At 62.4% G+C, this 15,473-nt stretch carries 17 protein-coding genes; 6 read left to right on the top strand and 11 right to left on the bottom strand.

Annotated features, from left to right (window positions below; genetic code table 11):
• Positions 1–31 precede the first annotated feature (31 nt).
• Together AC1C2O_RS04990 and AC1C2O_RS04985 are read left to right on the top strand one after the other, a co-directional pair.
• Positions 32–2,299: an LLM class flavin-dependent oxidoreductase gene (locus tag AC1C2O_RS04990; protein ID WP_495429342.1), complete on the top strand. Its 2,268-nt coding sequence runs from the start codon at positions 32–34 to the stop codon at positions 2,297–2,299.
• Positions 2,296–3,189: an LLM class flavin-dependent oxidoreductase gene (locus AC1C2O_RS04985; RefSeq protein ID WP_495429341.1), complete on the top strand. Its 894-nt coding sequence runs from the start codon at positions 2,296–2,298 to the stop codon at positions 3,187–3,189. The genes AC1C2O_RS04990 and AC1C2O_RS04985 overlap by 4 nt, the downstream gene beginning before the upstream one ends.
• A 36-nt stretch (positions 3,190–3,225) precedes the next feature.
• Here AC1C2O_RS04985 and AC1C2O_RS04980 read toward each other — a convergent pair whose 3' ends face one another.
• From AC1C2O_RS04980 to AC1C2O_RS04965, 4 genes are all read right to left on the bottom strand, one after another.
• Positions 3,226–4,425, bottom strand: coding sequence for an MFS transporter (locus AC1C2O_RS04980; RefSeq protein WP_495429340.1), 1,200 nt, complete (start codon positions 4,423–4,425; stop codon positions 3,226–3,228).
• Positions 4,426–4,439: 14 nt separating this feature from the next.
• Positions 4,440–5,561: a MerR family transcriptional regulator gene (locus tag AC1C2O_RS04975; RefSeq protein ID WP_495429339.1), complete on the bottom strand. Its 1,122-nt coding sequence runs from the start codon at positions 5,559–5,561 to the stop codon at positions 4,440–4,442.
• Between the two features lie 78 nt (positions 5,562–5,639).
• Positions 5,640–6,113: a DUF1990 domain-containing protein gene (locus tag AC1C2O_RS04970; protein WP_495429338.1), complete on the bottom strand. Its 474-nt coding sequence runs from the start codon at positions 6,111–6,113 to the stop codon at positions 5,640–5,642.
• Complete coding sequence (locus AC1C2O_RS04965; protein ID WP_495429337.1) at positions 6,110–8,290, bottom strand: preprotein translocase subunit SecA; 2,181 nt, start codon at positions 8,288–8,290, stop codon at positions 6,110–6,112. The genes AC1C2O_RS04970 and AC1C2O_RS04965 overlap by 4 nt, the downstream gene beginning before the upstream one ends.
• 126 nt (positions 8,291–8,416) lie before the next feature.
• Here AC1C2O_RS04965 and AC1C2O_RS04960 point away from each other — a divergent pair, with 126 nt between their 5' ends.
• Both AC1C2O_RS04960 and AC1C2O_RS04955 read left to right on the top strand, forming a co-directional pair.
• Positions 8,417–9,058, top strand: a complete 642-nt coding sequence (locus AC1C2O_RS04960) for a hypothetical protein (protein WP_495429336.1) — start codon at positions 8,417–8,419, stop codon at positions 9,056–9,058.
• Positions 9,059–9,110: 52 nt separating this feature from the next.
• Positions 9,111–9,539 carry a peroxiredoxin gene (locus AC1C2O_RS04955; RefSeq protein ID WP_495429335.1) on the top strand — a complete coding sequence of 143 codons (429 nt, stop codon included), beginning with the start codon at positions 9,111–9,113 and terminating at the stop codon, positions 9,537–9,539.
• Positions 9,540–9,597: 58 nt separating this feature from the next.
• Here AC1C2O_RS04955 and AC1C2O_RS04950 read toward each other — a convergent pair whose 3' ends face one another.
• The 5 genes from AC1C2O_RS04950 to AC1C2O_RS04930 are packed head-to-tail and all read right to left on the bottom strand — an operon-like array spanning position 9,598 to position 12,995.
• Positions 9,598–10,371 carry an ABC transporter permease gene (locus AC1C2O_RS04950; RefSeq protein ID WP_495429334.1) on the bottom strand — a complete coding sequence of 258 codons (774 nt, stop codon included), beginning with the start codon at positions 10,369–10,371 and terminating at the stop codon, positions 9,598–9,600.
• The gene (locus tag AC1C2O_RS04945) at positions 10,368–11,300 is read right to left on the bottom strand and encodes an ABC transporter ATP-binding protein (protein ID WP_495429333.1); all 933 of its coding nucleotides are present in this window, start codon (positions 11,298–11,300) and stop codon (positions 10,368–10,370) included. Before AC1C2O_RS04945 ends, AC1C2O_RS04950 begins: the two co-directional genes overlap by 4 nt.
• A complete protein-coding gene (locus AC1C2O_RS04940; RefSeq protein ID WP_495429332.1) occupies positions 11,297–11,521 on the bottom strand; it encodes a helix-turn-helix transcriptional regulator in 225 nt (74 codons plus the stop codon). Before AC1C2O_RS04940 ends, AC1C2O_RS04945 begins: the two co-directional genes overlap by 4 nt.
• On the bottom strand, positions 11,518–11,943 hold the full coding sequence (locus AC1C2O_RS04935) for a hypothetical protein (protein WP_495429331.1): 426 nt from the start codon (positions 11,941–11,943) through the stop codon (positions 11,518–11,520). The genes AC1C2O_RS04940 and AC1C2O_RS04935 overlap by 4 nt, the downstream gene beginning before the upstream one ends.
• A complete protein-coding gene (locus tag AC1C2O_RS04930) occupies positions 11,940–12,995 on the bottom strand; it encodes an ABC transporter permease (RefSeq protein WP_495429330.1) in 1,056 nt (351 codons plus the stop codon). Before AC1C2O_RS04930 ends, AC1C2O_RS04935 begins: the two co-directional genes overlap by 4 nt.
• Before the next feature lie 370 nt (positions 12,996–13,365).
• Here AC1C2O_RS04930 and AC1C2O_RS04925 point away from each other — a divergent pair, with 370 nt between their 5' ends.
• The gene (locus AC1C2O_RS04925; protein ID WP_495429329.1) at positions 13,366–13,698 is read left to right on the top strand and encodes a DUF3887 domain-containing protein; all 333 of its coding nucleotides are present in this window, start codon (positions 13,366–13,368) and stop codon (positions 13,696–13,698) included.
• A gap of 215 nt (positions 13,699–13,913) precedes the next feature.
• Positions 13,914–14,120: a hypothetical protein gene (locus AC1C2O_RS04920; protein ID WP_495429328.1), complete on the top strand. Its 207-nt coding sequence runs from the start codon at positions 13,914–13,916 to the stop codon at positions 14,118–14,120.
• Positions 14,121–14,295: 175 nt separating this feature from the next.
• Here the strand turns inward: AC1C2O_RS04920 and AC1C2O_RS04915 are convergent, their stop codons facing one another.
• Positions 14,296–14,541: a hypothetical protein gene (locus tag AC1C2O_RS04915; RefSeq protein WP_495429327.1), complete on the bottom strand. Its 246-nt coding sequence runs from the start codon at positions 14,539–14,541 to the stop codon at positions 14,296–14,298.
• A 140-nt stretch (positions 14,542–14,681) separates the two neighbouring features.
• On the bottom strand, positions 14,682–15,458 hold the full coding sequence (locus AC1C2O_RS04910) for an ANTAR domain-containing protein (RefSeq protein ID WP_495429326.1): 777 nt from the start codon (positions 15,456–15,458) through the stop codon (positions 14,682–14,684).
• Positions 15,459–15,473 lie beyond the last annotated feature (15 nt).

The raw sequence follows: 15,473 nt of genomic DNA, 5'->3' as shown, positions 1-15,473 counted from the left end.
ACACTTCTTCAACTCGTCAAATTGGACTCTGATGAACTACGGTCACCCGCTGGAATTCGGCACGCTGATCACCCCGGCATCTGCATCCTCAGGCGCGGTGGTGGAGCGCGCAGTTTTGAGCGAGCGGTACGGCTACGACATCGTCACGGTGCGTGAGGAACCCGATCAACCTGAGCTCCTCGACGCGTGGACGCTCATGTCGTGGATAGCGGGCCGCACCGACAGCATCCGCATTTCCGCGAACGTCATGAGCACGCCCATTCGCACTCCGGCGGTGACTGCGCGCGCCTCGGCAAGCCTGGATCTCCTGTCCGGAGGTCGCTTCTCGCTGGCGCTCGGCGCGGGGACGGCGTGGGATGCGCGGGGATCTGATCACATACCTACGGCGACTCAGGCCGCAGACGCGGTCGAAGAGGTCGTCGAGATCATCCGCAACATGTGGTCTTCGGAGCAGGGAAACCTGCGATATTCCGGTGACTACTACCGAGTCGAGGGCACGCCTCGCGGTCCGGAGCCGGCACATGAGGTGCCGATCTGGCTTGCCGGCCTGGATCAGCAGCTGCTGCGGCTGGTCGGCCGCGAGTCTGATGGATGGCTGTCATCAGCCGCGGAAATGATCCCCGGCCAGTTCGCGGCCGCGAACCAGGCGATCGACGAAGCGGCGAAGCAGGCGGGCCGGGATCCCCGCGAGATCCGTCGGCTGATGAACATCTCCGGCGACTTCCGCTCCTCGGGAACGGGGTTCCTCGTCGGCCCCAGCACACAGTGGGTCGAAGAGCTGCTGCCGTTCGTCGTAGACGACGGGGCGGGCACATTCATCCTCGAAACGGATGATCCGGCGACGATGCAGCAGTTCGCCGAGGAAGTGATCCCGGGCCTTCGTGCTGCGGCCGATCTTGCGTTGCCGGGCAGCCTCGCCGGTGGCAAGATACGGCGCGCATCCGTGCGCGCACGTCGTGCACCTGGCATTGCGTACGAAGAAGTGCCAGTGAGCATTGCCGATCACGTGATCGAGCCCGGCGACGTGGGCTATGGGGCGGTGCGTTCCACCTACTTGCGAGGAGGTGCACCCGGACTCGTGATCCAGCCGCGCGACACCGCGGGGGTTGTCGACGCCATCCGCTTCGCGCGGAAGCATCCTGATCTCCCGCTCGGAATCCGCAGTGGGGGACACGGGATCAGCGGACGCTCGACGAACCGTGATGGCATCGTCATCGACGTGTCCCGGCTGAACGCAATCGAGGTGCTCGACGTCGAGGCGCGCCTCGTTCGGATCGAACCCGGAGCGCGATGGATGGATGTCGCTGCCGTGCTGTCCGAGCATGGCTGGGCGTTGAGCTCGGGAGATTACGGGGGAGTGGGCGTCGGCGGGCTCGCCACGACCGGCGGTATCGGGTTCCTCGGGCGCGAGCATGGACTCACCATCGACCATCTGCGTGAGGTCGAGATCGTGCTGGCGGACGGCGCGGTGGTGAGAGCAAATGCCACCGAGAACGAGGACCTGTTCTGGGCCGTCCGCGGCGCCGGTGCGAACTTCGGCATCGTCACGGCATTCGAGTTCGAGGTCGACGAGGTCGCCGATGTCGGGTGGGCCCAGTTCGTAATGGATGCGGGTGACACCGCGGACTTCCTGCAGAAATGGGGAGCCACGGTAGAGGCTGCACCGCGTGACACTACGAGCTTCCTCATTCTCGGCGCCCCGCGCCCTGGCGAGCCGGCGATCGCATCGGTGATGACGATGGTCGACTCCGGTGATCCGGAAGTGATCGTGCAGCGACTGCAGCCATTCGCCAATATCTCGCTCCTGCATCAGCAGTCGGTGCAGCTGACGACCTACCGCGCAGTCATGTCCAACGCGGCTGGGCAGAGCAACCAGGGCCAAGGCGAGCCCATTTCCCGCTCGGGATTCATCGAGCACATCACGCCCGAATTCGCCCGATCGGCGTCGCGGCTCATCCACAGTGGAGCAACCCACTTCTTCCAGGTGCGCTCCGTCGGCGGCGCGATTTCTGACGTCGATCCGGATGCCACGGCGTATGCCCACCGGTCGGCGAACTTCTCCGTCGTGGCCCTCGCCTCGCGGCGGGAACGGCTGGATGCGCAATGGGCGGAGCTGTACCCGCACTTCGAGGGGCTCTACCTGAGTTTCGAAACCGACCAGGACCCTGCGCGCATCGAAGACGCTTTCCCGCCGAGAACCCTCGCCAGGCTTCGTCGTCTTAAAGCTGAGTACGATCCCGACAACCTGTTCAATGACAACTTCAACGTCGTCGATAACGAAGTACGGAGCGCATCATGACGGATTACGGCCACGACCCGTTGTTCGGGGTCTTCATCACACCGACCAACCAGCCGGTCATGCAGGCCGTGGATCTGGCGGTTGTCGCGGATCGGGCGGGGCTCGACCTCGTCACGTTCCAAGATCACCCGTACCAGCCGAGATTTCATGACACCTGGACGCTGTTGTCGTACGTCGCGGCCCGCACCGAGCACATCCGTGTGAGCGGAAACGTGCTCAACCTGCCGCTGCGGCAGCCGGCTGTGCTTGCGCGCAGCGCCGCGAGCCTCGATCTGCTCAGCGGCGGTCGATTCGAACTGGGTATCGGCTCCGGCGGATTCTGGGACGCTATCGAGGCGATGGGTGGACGCCGGCTCACTCCTGGGCAGGGCGCACAAGCGCTGGACGAGGCGATCCAGATCATCCGCGGCATCTGGGATGCGGAGGAGCGCGGCGGTGTCCGCGTCGACGGCGAGTTCTATCAGGCCAACGGCGCCAAACGTGGACCGGCTCCCGCTCACGACATTGGCGTGTGGATCGGCGCATACAAACCACGGATGCTGCGGCTCACAGGGCGAGCCGGGGACGGGTGGCTTCCCTCGCTGGCATACATGCAGGGTGGGCCCTCAGACCTGATCGAGATGAACAAGTATATTGACGAGGGTGCGGAACGTGCCGGTCGTAATCCGCGCGCGGTGCGGCGGCTGTTGAATATCTCGGGCCAGTTCACGGCATCCAGCCGCGGCTTGTTCTCCGGGCCGCCGAAAGACTGGGCGGAGCAGGCCGCGACCCTCACTCACGACTACGGCATCACCGGTTTCATCCTCGTGGCCGATGATCCGAACACCATCGAGTACTACGCCGCCGAGGTCGCGCCAGCGGCAAGGGAACTCATCGCCGCGCAGCGCTGAGCGCTCTCCATCGTCCGGTGGGGATGCCTCGCATCCTCATCCACCCGTGGAGAACGCTCGCAGCGTCCTGTCCGTGATGACCACGAGCGAGGCGACCATCGCGATCAATCCTGACGCCGCGATCATCGGTGCGGTTCCAGCGGCCGCGACGAAGACGCCGATCAAGGGGGTCACGACGAGTTGCGGGGCCAGTTGTACGAATATCAGTAGGCTTTGGAACCGTGAAACCATCGACGGCGGCGCGAGCAGGATGTATGTCGGAAAGACATGCGCGGTGAACACCACGACCCCTACCCCGACCAGTGTTGTGCCTGCCGCAGCAGAGATCCAACTCGATGCGATCGCGAGGATTCCAAGTCCAGCTGCGACGATCAGTGGGCCTGACGCCATTGGACGCCACGCCTTGGACGCGGTGCCTCGCCATGCGAACCATGCGCCACAAATGAGACCGCCGGCGATCCAGCCTGCTTCGATCAGTCCCGCCTCGGACGCTGACCATCCTCGCTCTCGGGCGGCAAGGGGAATCCCGAGCAGAACCGACGGGATCACTGCGCCTGCGACGATCGCCACGCATACCAACAGCGCTGGCGCACCATTGGTGGCCCTGGCCGTTGTGATGCCCGCGATGATCCCGCTGAGCGTGACTGCCTCGGACTCCGGCTTCCGTTCCCGAGGCGGGCGGATCAGCAGGAGCGTCGACAGCATCACAACACCCGCCAGTACGTCGAGCAACGCGACACCGCTCAACGCGATGACGCCGATGAGCAGCCCGCCAAGGGGTGGCGCGATCGTGCGCGCGAGTTGGCTCGCCATGCCCACGCGCGCCATGGCTGCTCCGAGAGCCTCGTCTGTGACGAAGAGCCGTGGGAAGACACCCGCAGCCGGGCGATGGAATGCCGCGATGGTGCCGATCAGCGCCGCGGTGATCATCAACAGCGCAGGAGGAACACCCCAGAACATGACGGCGATGGCGAGGCATGCACTGATGACCAGCATCGCAATCGTGCCGAAGATCATGACGAGGCGCGGTCCGAACCTGTCAGCGACAGCGCCGCCAAGAAGTCCCAGGAGCACCGCGGGTGCCACAGTCAGCGTGAGAACTGCGGATGCGACGTGTGGGCCGTATCCGGATGCTGTCCATGTCAAGGCGAATGCGAGGACACTGGCAGCGAGTTCAGAGCCGACTGTTGCCGTAACCCAGGCGTTGAACCCTCTCGGCATCCGCTGCGGTCTCATGGCGCCCTGCGGTCTCATACGTGGCGCGGCATGACCAGCGCAGCGAAGTCAGGCTGGGCCGGGGAGCGCCAGACCAGAGCTTGGTCTGGTCCGCGTGCTTCACACACGAGTTCGTGGCCGAGGGTCGCACTAACGATGCGTCTCAAAGCGTGCGTAGAGATTTCAAGGGAGGGAAGCGGGCCAACCGCATATCCCGACACCGTCAGCGCCCCGGAAGAGAGTCTTGCGCATCCGCTCTCGGCAGTTAGGAGAACGCTTCGATCCTCAGACTGCTCGGCAAGGCACAGAACGTCGTCCCGTTGGAACAGCGCCCGGGTAGGCGCCACGGCTTCTGTGGCGAGAACTCGGTGCACGCTGGGGAATCGGTCGGGCTTCGCGCTCAGGACTATCTCTTCGCCCTGTAAGTCGCGGAATCGACTGAGCTCGCCGATCGTGTGAGGGTCTCGTCCCGTCGGGGCGTCGATGATGAGGTCGACCTCTTGCCGATGTCGAAGCCATTCCACTACCGCCGACGGTGAGACGCGCACTCGGGCGGACGGGCCATCGACGACAGCGGGGAGATTGGTTCGCGTCAGCAGGATGTATCGGTCAGTTGCCACGATCGCCACAGAGTCCGGTTCGATCTCAAGAAGAACATCGTCGAGCCCGCTTTCATCTCTGGCATCCATGCTGGCAGGCATCACCTGCCGGATCGCGGATGCAAGCACTATCCCGTCGAATCGGATCGTCGTTCGACGCGTGGGGTTCGTGTCGACTTGCGCTCGTAGGCTGAGCTTCAGATCATCGACCAGGGCTTCGGCTGATTCGGCTCGACCATGTGCTTCGGCAAGCCACTCATCCAGTATCGATTCGGCGCTCGCCGCATCGCTCTCGAACACCGCTCTGATCCGTTCCAAGCGAAGCCCGGCGTCCCGCAGGCGGCGAATCCAGATCGCACGCTGCTGCTGATCGAGCGAGTAGTACCGATAGCCGGTGCGTTCTTCGACATCGGCGGGTGAGAGCAGCCCGCTGTCTCCGTATTGGCGCAGCGCGCTCGCGCTCAGCCCGACCGCTCGTGCGAATGTGGTGATCGTCTGAAGCGGTGGTTGTGCGCTCACTTGCCGTTGGAGGCCGTCAGATTCGCGAGACTGCGTCATAGACCCATGATCAACGTTCACCCGGGCTGAAGGTCAAGGGGCTGTGCGAACTGCGCAACGTGCGCCTGGCCCGCTAGTTCATTGAAGTGCCCGCAGGTAGCGCCTGCGGGCGATCAGCTGGGCGATCCGCAACAGCGGGTAGAGGCCGCGCCAGGGCTGTTGTGGCGCGGCGCGGGTGAGCGAGCGGACCGTGAGGTAAACCTTGTCTCCATGTCGGTGCACGATGAACGCTTCTTCGCCGCTGACAGGGTGTCCGGGCAAGGTCAGATATGCGAAACCGGCTCGATCAGGTTCCTGGACGACAGTCACGACTTCCACCGGTTCGGCGATCGTCACGCCAAGCAGCCGTGTGGTCACCAGGACACGGTCGCCTTCCGATACGGGACCGCTGGAATCCACTTCGAACCCGCTCGCCGTCTTCACCCGCCAGCGCATGACATCGCGAGTGGCTCGCTCCCATACTGCGTTGCCGTGTCCGATGACAGCGGTGATTTCCGAGCGACGGTATCGATCCCTTTTTGAAGGCCATACGGCTAGTGAGGGATTCGTCATGTGGCTCTTCCTCGGTCGGTGGTGTTACGTGACTCAGCCCCACGAACCCGACGACGAATTGCACTGGCGGCACGGCCCATCGCGTCATCGATCGGGTCGTCTCGCAGCATGTACGTCCATGTCGCCGAGGGGCGGCGGAGCCCGAGTTCGGCGAGAGCATCTGTCCCGTCGCCGAGTTGCAGCATCCGATCGTGCACAGCGCCGTCCACTGCCGCGAAGAAGCCGTCGAATTCGCGTAGCGCGATGCGGTGGAACTCATCGACCGGATTCTGTCCCGCGAGCTTGCGAAGGTGAATGCCGTCGCGAATCTCGCTGAGCAGCGCCAGATGCTGTTGCCATTGCTCATCAAGGGAAAACAGCGTCACAAGTCGGCGCGTGTGATCAGATTCGACCAAAGCCTCCTCACGCACGCGCAGTACCTTCTCGCGCTGCTGGCTGATCGCTCGCGTGTACTGCCACGTGCTGCGATGCCGATCCAATCGCACCGACTCAGCGATCGTCTGTGCCTGCTTTACGATTCGTTCTCGTGCGGGAGCGTCGGTCGAGCCTCGTTCGATGCGGCGCAGCGCCCCCTCGGTGGCGTTCGTCTGTACGAGCTGGTCTTCCAGGGCCGAGAAGATCACAGTCGTCCCAGGATCCCCTTGCCTGCCGGCGCGCCCACGCAGCTGTAGATCTAGCCGAGCCGACGGGTACAGCGCGGTCGAGATCACTGCCAGGCCACCGGTTTTCACGACTCGCTCACGATCACGTTCGTCTGCTCCACCGAGTCGGATGTCTGTTCCGCGACCGGACATCTGTGTCGAGATCGTCACCGCTCCATATTCGCCCGCGCGTGCGATTATCGACGCTTCCTGAGCATCGTTGCGCGCATTCAGCACACGTACCCCGAGCGATTGCGGCAACAGTGCGGCGAGTGCCTCGGACTCTGAAACGCTCTGAGTTCCGACGAGGACGGGTTGGCCCTCGCCGTGCCGGCGCAGAATCTCAACCACGACGGCCGCAGTCTTGTCGTCTTCGGTCACGAGCACGCGCGCGGGCAGATCCTGCCGGATGTTCGGCCGGTGCCGCTCGATGCGACCTGAATCGAGCTGATAGAACTCCTTCAGCTCTTCGGCGACGGGCAGGATGGTGCCGCTCATCCCAGCGAGTGAGCGGAAGCGCAACAGCAGATCCTGCACTGTGATCTGATCGAGAATGATCCCCGGCGGTGTGATCGGCAGGTTCTCTTTCGCTTCAACAGCAGCGTGCAGACCGTCCGGCCAGCGCTGCAACTGTGCGACGCGACCCCGCGCCGTGTTGATCAGACGGATGCCGTCGTCTGAGACGAGGTAGTCGACGTCGCGCTGGACGAGTTCCTGCGCATGCAGGGCGAGATTCACCCGTGTGAGCAGGTCGCTGTGCTCTTCATCGAAGAGGTTCACGCCTCCGGCATGTTGCTCGACGAGATCGATGCCCGCATCAGTGAGCGAGACTGTCGCATGATCCGCATCGACCTCGAAATGGATGCCTCGCTGCAGGTGCGACACGAGTGCGGTGGCCTCGATCAGCGTCCCAGACGCCGCTTCATCGGAACCGGCCAGCACCAGCGGTGTCATACCCTCGTCGATCATCACCGCATCAGCTTCGTCAACGATGCCGACGTCGAACTGCGGATCGACGCGATCGCCTAGAACTTCCACCTGACGATCACGCAGTACGTCGTATCCGAGCTCGGAGAATGATGCGTACACGACGTCCGCACGATACGCCGCGCGTCGCTCCTCAGCGCTTGCGGACTGCTCGACTGAGGAGACCTCCAGGCCGAGCAGATGGAACACCGGCCGCATCCATTCGGCATCTCGTCGCGCCAAGTAGTCATTGACCGACAGCACATGAACGCGCCTGCCCTCCAGCGCGAACATCGCGGCGGCCATTGCACCGGCGAGGGTCTTGCCTTCGCCGGTGTCCATCTCGACGGCGTGGCCGCTATGCAATGCGGATGCCGCAGTGCCCTGCTCCTCGAACGGTGTATAGCCGAGACCCCGGGAGACCGCGCCGTTGATCTTCGTGAGCTGATCTTCGTCGGCCGGTGACCGATGCAATAAGGATGAGCCGGGGATGCCCAGCATCCGCGACGCCCACCGCGGGAGGCGACGACGCAGATCGAACTCCGTCGAATCTGTCCGGCGATAGGCCATGTGTTCAGCCTACGCTGAGCCTTGGGCGAGGCCCTGAGACCTCTGGTCAGACGGGGCGCACAAGAGTGTCACTTGCTTCGCGACTGCGGGTCGGCGAACATGGATGAGGTTAAAGCAGGGGAGAGCATGCGTTCAACTGAACCGATTCCGGACAATCCGTGGCCGCACGACATGACTTTCACGGTCGACGACAGACCGACTGATCTCCTGGATCTGCTCTGGCTGCGAGAAGCGTATGAGTTGCAACCTCGCGGTGATGACCTGCCGCCACGGTTGGTGGACACTCCGGCGGTGGCGGATGCATCGGTCAGCGCCGAGGCACGTGCCGAATGGGAACAGGCATGGCCGCGCGTGTGGCACGCAGTCGCCGCACACACCGGCGCCGAGGTCGATCACGGACTCTTCGAGGATCTGCAGAGGACTGCGGATGGATCTGCGCAGCGCGCCGAGTTGCTTCGACGGATCATCGGTCCGACCTGGCAAGAAGAGTTCGGTAGTGAGGCTTTCGACAACCCTTCCTACGACACGTGGGTGCAACGGGGAATCAACGCCCATATGGCCAACGTGCGGGAGAAACTCGAGAACAGCCCTGAACGGCGCGATCTGCCCGCTCTCATCGCGGCGTGGCGTACAGGGGTGACGAAGATCGTCACGATTCCGTGCGAGGGCGAATTCACTCGCAGGATCACCGAGAATGCACTCCTCGTGACAGCCTCGACGCGTGATGACAGCGCGAAGTACCGCATAGCGTTGGGCACTGTCACCTGATCGTTGCATCCATCTGATCGCTGCGGCATCGCTAGCAAGATCCCCAAGGAGAATGCCATGGCGCACTGTGGTTTATGTGTATCCGCTCACGGGGCGGCCCGGTACCGAGATGCCTGAGGGATGGGACTCGATCCCGGGCGCTCGCGGGTGCACCACGGAGGCATGTGACTTCCGGGACCATCACGCCGATTTGCTCGAGGCAGGCGCGAGTGCGGTATACGGACTTTCCAGTCAAGACACCGCATATCAGGCAGAGGTAGTCGAACGACTGCGTCTGCCTTTCGTGATGCTCTCCGACACGCAATTCCTGGTCGCGAAGGCGATGGGGCTCCCCACATTCACGGCGCCAGGACACGAGCGGCTTTACTCGCGACTGACCCTCATCATCCGGGACGGACGGATCGAGCACACGTTCTATCCGATCTTTCCGCCGAACACACACGCCCAGGAAGTTCTTGCCTGGTTACAGGAGAACCCCTAGTGAGATCGGCACGCTCACCACTGGACGTCCCTCAATCTGCCGTCTAAAACGACGGATCTCACGTTGCTCTTTCCCAACGGAACGTGCGCCACGCCAGATAGCCAGCGCCAATGCTGGTGAGCGCCATCATCGCCCACATCACACCGACCGGAAGCATCGGTTGGCCGCCGTTGACCTGCGCATTGAGAAGGTTCACGAACCAGGTGGTCGGCAGCGTCTGAAACAGTTTCTCAACGGCATCCGGATACGTGGCCAGTGGGAAAAGCGCGCCAGAGGTGACGAGGACGATCAGAGGGATGACGTAGGCGAGCTGGAGCCCGAGGTCGATGTTCGTCATCCTTGACGCGAGGAGATACCCGAAGGACAGCAGCATCGCGCCCCCGATCAGCAGGGTGAGCGCCAACGGCATTGAATCTCCGACGGGTGCGCCGTTCCCGACGGCGACGGCGACGATAATCACGCTTTGAAGACCGATGATCACGCCTCGAATCGGAACGTGACCGAGGAGAAATGTCGCTCTGCGGGCAGGAGTGGTCGATAGCTGACGTAGCGCACCGATACTTCGATATTTGACCATCGGAACGGTGGTCGCGACGAACGCGACAGCCATGAATCCGGACGCACTCACCAGGCCAAGGCTGGTTCGTACGAGTTGCACTGACGAGTTCGTCGCCGTTGAGAGGAGCAGATCGAACCCGCTCAGGAGTGCGAGGATGACCACGAAGCTGACCAGGATCGCAACAACGGCACCCCTACTTCTGATGAGCTCGCGTGCGTGAGCCCTGGTGAACTCGCGGAGCTCTCTTGTGAGCGTCCACGTCGGGGAGCTCATGGCGTTTCGGTGGAGCTCGACACTTCGATGAAGACATCCTCGAGCGAGCCGTGGGTGATGGAGTAGCCGGACGCTTGCACGCCAGGAGCGAAGGACAGCCGGCGCAGAAGCGCATCCGGATCATCGGTCACCACTGCCACGCGGAGACCATCAGGTGTCTTGACGCTCGTCATCTCGCCCGCGATGCCGATGTCGCTGAGATCTGACGGTGTGTGAGGTGAAATGATCGTGAACGAGACGGTCGCTTTCGACGTGTGCTCACGGATAAGCGCGCCGGGTTCGCCCTCTGCGGCGATCTCGCCGCGAACAAGTATTGCGAGTCGATCGCACACCTGGGTGGCCTCATCCATGTGGTGAGTGGAAAGTAGAACTGTGGTGCCACGTTCGCGCTGTCGCTCGATCACATCCCAGAGACCGCGTCGCGCGATCGGATCTAGGCCCGCCGATGGCTCGTCGAGCACGAGCATCTCGGGGTTTCCTACGAGCGCGATGCCGAGGAGTAGCCGACGCTCCTGCCCGCCGGAGAGATGCTTCACTCGCACCTTGCGCGCATCATTTAACCCCACGTCTTCGAGAAGATCTGAGGGGTCACGTGATGCTTTGTAGAACGACGCGAACAGCTGCACCGTCTCCCACACGGTCAGCGTTGGGAATAACGTCGCTGACTGCGGCTGCAGCGCGACGCGCTCGGTGATCCGGTCACGATCTTTCGCGGGGTCCATTCCGAGAACGGTGACGCTGCCAGATGTCAGGCGGCGAAGCCCGGCGATCGTCTCCAGGGTCGTGGTCTTGCCCGAGCCGTTCGGCCCGAGGAGCCCGAATACCTCTCCCTTGTGCACAGCGAACGTGATGCCAGCGACAGCGACCGTTCCGTCGTAGACCTTTCGCAGGTCATCGACGACGATCACGTCTGCTGTGTCGCGGCTCATCGCTTACCTCCGGTTGGGGGAGTGTCGTGCTCTTCAGGGAAGAAGATTGCTTCGAGCGGGATGGAGAACAGGTGGGAAACGCGAAATGCGAGGGGCAGCGAAGGGTCGTATTTCCCGGTCTCCAACGCGTTGACCGTCTGACGGGATACCCCTAGCGCTTCGGCAAACTGCACCTGGGTCCACCCGTGCTCGGTCCGGAGCCGGCGCACATCGTTGTTCATCGGGATGCCCGGATGGAGAGCACCGCAAGGGAGATTCCCCATGAGGTCATCCCACCCATGAAGATGACCCATTCGGCGTATTGCATGTCAACGCCGGCTCCGCTCAGCAGCGCGACTGTCAACGCGATCAGCATCGAGACGCTGAAGCCGATAGCGAAGCTGCGCAGGAACAGCAGACGCTGAAGCTCGTCGACACGACGAAGATGCCGTCCGATGGCAATGATCATCCACAGGACGGGAAGTAGCGGCGCGAGCGCGACGACAACACTCAATGCTGTGCCGGGCTCCGAGTGGACGATCCTTGGCAGCACGAGAAAGAGCACCAGATAGGCGACAACACCGGTGGAGAACTCCCACATATAGTGCTTTCCGACCCGCCGTTCGGAGGGGGTGCGTCCGCTCGACTCATCTACTTCGCTCATGACGAAACCTTCCTTCGTAAGCTGACGCTCCACCGCTGTGGGGGCTCTGATTGATCCCACTCGAACAATCGCGCGGCAACCACGAGTGCTACGAATGCACACACACTCATGAGAGCCCATAACAACGGCACGGGCACGAACGGGGCCACGCCGGTCAGGTCGGCGTTCACCGCTACCGCGAACCATGTTGGCGGCAGGGCGTTCATGATGACCTGGAGGAAGCTCGGGATTATCTCCGACGGCAAGATCCCGCCCGATGTGAACACAAGAAGGATCACGAGCGTGGCCATACTCTGCTGAGCGGCCTCGGAGCTTCGGGATCGTGCAGCAAGCAAGAGCGAGAAGGCGAAGAGCATCGCGCTTCCCAGTGCAAGGGTGACGCCCAAACTCAGTAGGTCGATTCCGTCGACGTATCTGCGCCACGCAGCAATGGCGACGACGATCGCTGCTTCGATCAATACGATCGCGATTCGGGCGGGCGCTTGCGCGAGAAGAAAGGTCGAACGGCGAAGCGGCGTTGTGCCGAACATCCGGAGCAGCCCGCGTTCGCGCATGCCGACGAGCGGCACAGTAGTCCCGATGAAGGCGACACTCGCGAAGCCGGTGAGTGCCACGACGCCGAGGAAGGCACGGAGCGGATCGAGCATGACATCGCCGTCGCCATCCATGATTGTGATCGAGTCGGCGGGGAGTCCCGCATCACGAAGTCCGACCCAGATCGGGTTCCATGCAGGTTTTTCGAATGCATCGAGTACGACGAGCGCGCCATTCTCGCTCAGTGTGATTGTGGTGTTCGCCCCAGGAGCATCCGCATTGACCACCGTGACGCCGGCCTGCTGCAACGCTGTGGACACCCTCTGATCAGCCGGGGTAGCGATCGCTGTCGGAGCTGTCCCGAGCACGGTGAAGGTCAGCCACATCGATACATACACAGCCAGGATGATCATGAACATAACCAGCATCGAGAGCCCGCTCAGCGGGTTTCGCAGCATGTCCTTTCCGCTCATCACAGCCAGGCGGAGAAATGCCGAGGTGACAAGGAGTCTTGACATGGACTAAACGTCTCACGTCGACCATTCTTGCGTCAAGGAGTCTTGTCATTCTGCACGGCTTGACTTGACCTCACTGTAAACCTACTCTTTACATGTGCAGGAATCATTTACAGATGCAATTCGTCAGCATCGTGATCAGCTCGACTCGTTGCTTGCGGCACCTGTGCTGTCAGACCCAAACACTCCGGGACGATTCATCATGGATGCGGCAAGGCTCCGCGACGGCGCTGAGCGAGTCATCGCGGCGGCCATTCAGACAGCACGTGAGGCTGGTGCATCCTGGCAGACGATTGGCGACGCGTTAGGAGTGTCGCGACAAGCGGCGTTCCAGCGTTACGGACGACCCTTAGACCCGAGAACAGGAGAACCCATGAAAACCACACCTCTCTCCGACGCCAACACGCTCGCCATCGCTGTGATCGATGATCTCGCTGCGGCGAACTGGTCGGGCGTCACGTCACGCTTCGACACCGCCATGAAGGCGGGTCTTTCGGAAGACTCGCTTGCTGCGGCCTGGGCACAGATCGCTGGGCAGGTCGGTGCCTTCGAGAGTTCCGGCGAGCCAGTCGTGATCCGAGCTGCCGATGTGACGATCACCAACACGCCGTTGAGCTTTGAGGCTGGTGAATTCACTGCCCGGATCTCCTTCAGGGACGATCGCACGATTGCCGGGCTCTACATCCTTGACCCGGACAACTCGTGAGCGCTCACGGCTCGGGGCTGGTCTCAGTCACCATCACCGAAAATGACCTGATCATCAGTCCTCGCGGCATGTGGAAAGTCTGGAGTCTGTGCAGGGAGCGGCGCATCCCTCGGCGGGCGATTCTTTCATCTCATGTGTCACAGCGTCCAGAAGGAGAAGTACCGGTGCGGCTCCGTGTCGGGGGACTTGGGACGCTCAGGTCCCTTGCGGGTTATATGCGTGGCACGAAGGGACGCTCATGGTGGTGCTACCGCTACGGAGAGTCCGCGGTCGTCCTGGATGTCGACATCCCGAACCTCAGCAATCTCGTCTTCATCGCTGACGACAACGCAGCGATCGTGGCTGAGCTCCAGATGAAGAATGCGCTACAACGACAGATGAACGGTGAGGCGGTCCGCGAAGGCGGGCCGCCCCACCGCTGATTCTTGATGCATTCGAAGACCTGGTCGTTGGTGGAGCAATCCGCTGAGGTCTATGCGAAGGAGCAGCATCCGGCGTCTACTGCCCATGGCCACCACTAGCCAAACAGTCCTCGTGCTTGCTACGACCAGCTCGTTGTTGGGGGTAGGAGGATGGCCCGTGCCGATGCAGGGCCAGTCATGCTCCTTCATCCCCCTTGATCAAACTGCTGATGTCGATTGGTTGCGTGGTGGGAAGATTGATGTCCGCCTGGTCATCGAATTCTTGCGAGCCAGCCGGGGAACGCGTCGACACAACCGCGTTTGCCCTTTCTGAGCCGAACGCTGCGCGCGGCTGGTAGAGCTGATGGTTGCTGAGTTCCTCTGCCGAATCGACCGAATCGACCGAATCGACCGGTCGCGATACATCTGGTTCAATCTCCATTTTGAGCCTCCGCGCTTGGTGGAACTCAAGTGAGTTCCTAACCATGCGTACTCCGAGGTCTGGAGAGAACGATCAGGTGTTCCCCGAGTCTCGGCGATAAGGTTCAGCGTGTCAAGCAAAGCCCCGAGACTCACGCCGCATCAACGGGGTGAGCGCTCGCTGATAGAACCAGCGGGTCCAGACGCCGCGAGGCATGCTATCGGCAAGACGTCGATGGTTCGTTTCGTGATTCCCTCAGCAACTAGTCGAAGGCTGAGGTTGTTGCTCCGAGCAAACTTCCGAATGGCGGTGAATGCCTCATCCATGCCCATCGATCCCGTGTGCGAGACGACTCCCTTCGCCTGCTCGATGAGGACCCGGCTGTCAAGCGCGCGTTGCAACTGTTCAGTCAGAACGCTCGTATCGCGGATGTTCCGCTCCTGCAGAATGCCGATCGTCGCGACATCGGTGAGCGCCTGTGCGAGGGCGATGTCTTCCGCCTTCAGTGCGCCGACGGACGTGCTGAAGAGATTCATCGTGCCTATCACTTGACGACGTAGCCGCATTGGCGTGGCGTGCACGGAGCGATAGCCCTTCTCCGCCGCCGCGGCCTGGAAGTCCGGCCACTGCGCTCCGTCTCGAGCGATGTCTCCCACCGTGACGGGGGTACCCGTCTTGAAGCAATCTACGCACGGGCCGACTCCGGCGTTGATCTGCATGATCTCGACGAACTCGCTCTCTTCGCTGGTCGACGTCATGAGGTGCAGGACCCCTGTCGAATCGGCGAGGAGGAGGCCACCTGCCTGGGCATCGAGCAGATGAGTGCATTCCTGCACGAGGGTATGTAGCAGATCGACCATGTCGAAGTCGTCGATCAGAGTGTCCGCGAGCTTGACGAACGCGGCGCTGAGTCGCGACTCTCGCAAAGACTCAATCATGAGTGACCTCCCGTG

This window comes from Microbacterium sp. Y355, assembly GCF_059445345.1.
Note: the sequence above shows the minus strand (reverse complement) of the source record. Positions and strands in the feature narration are given on the sequence as shown.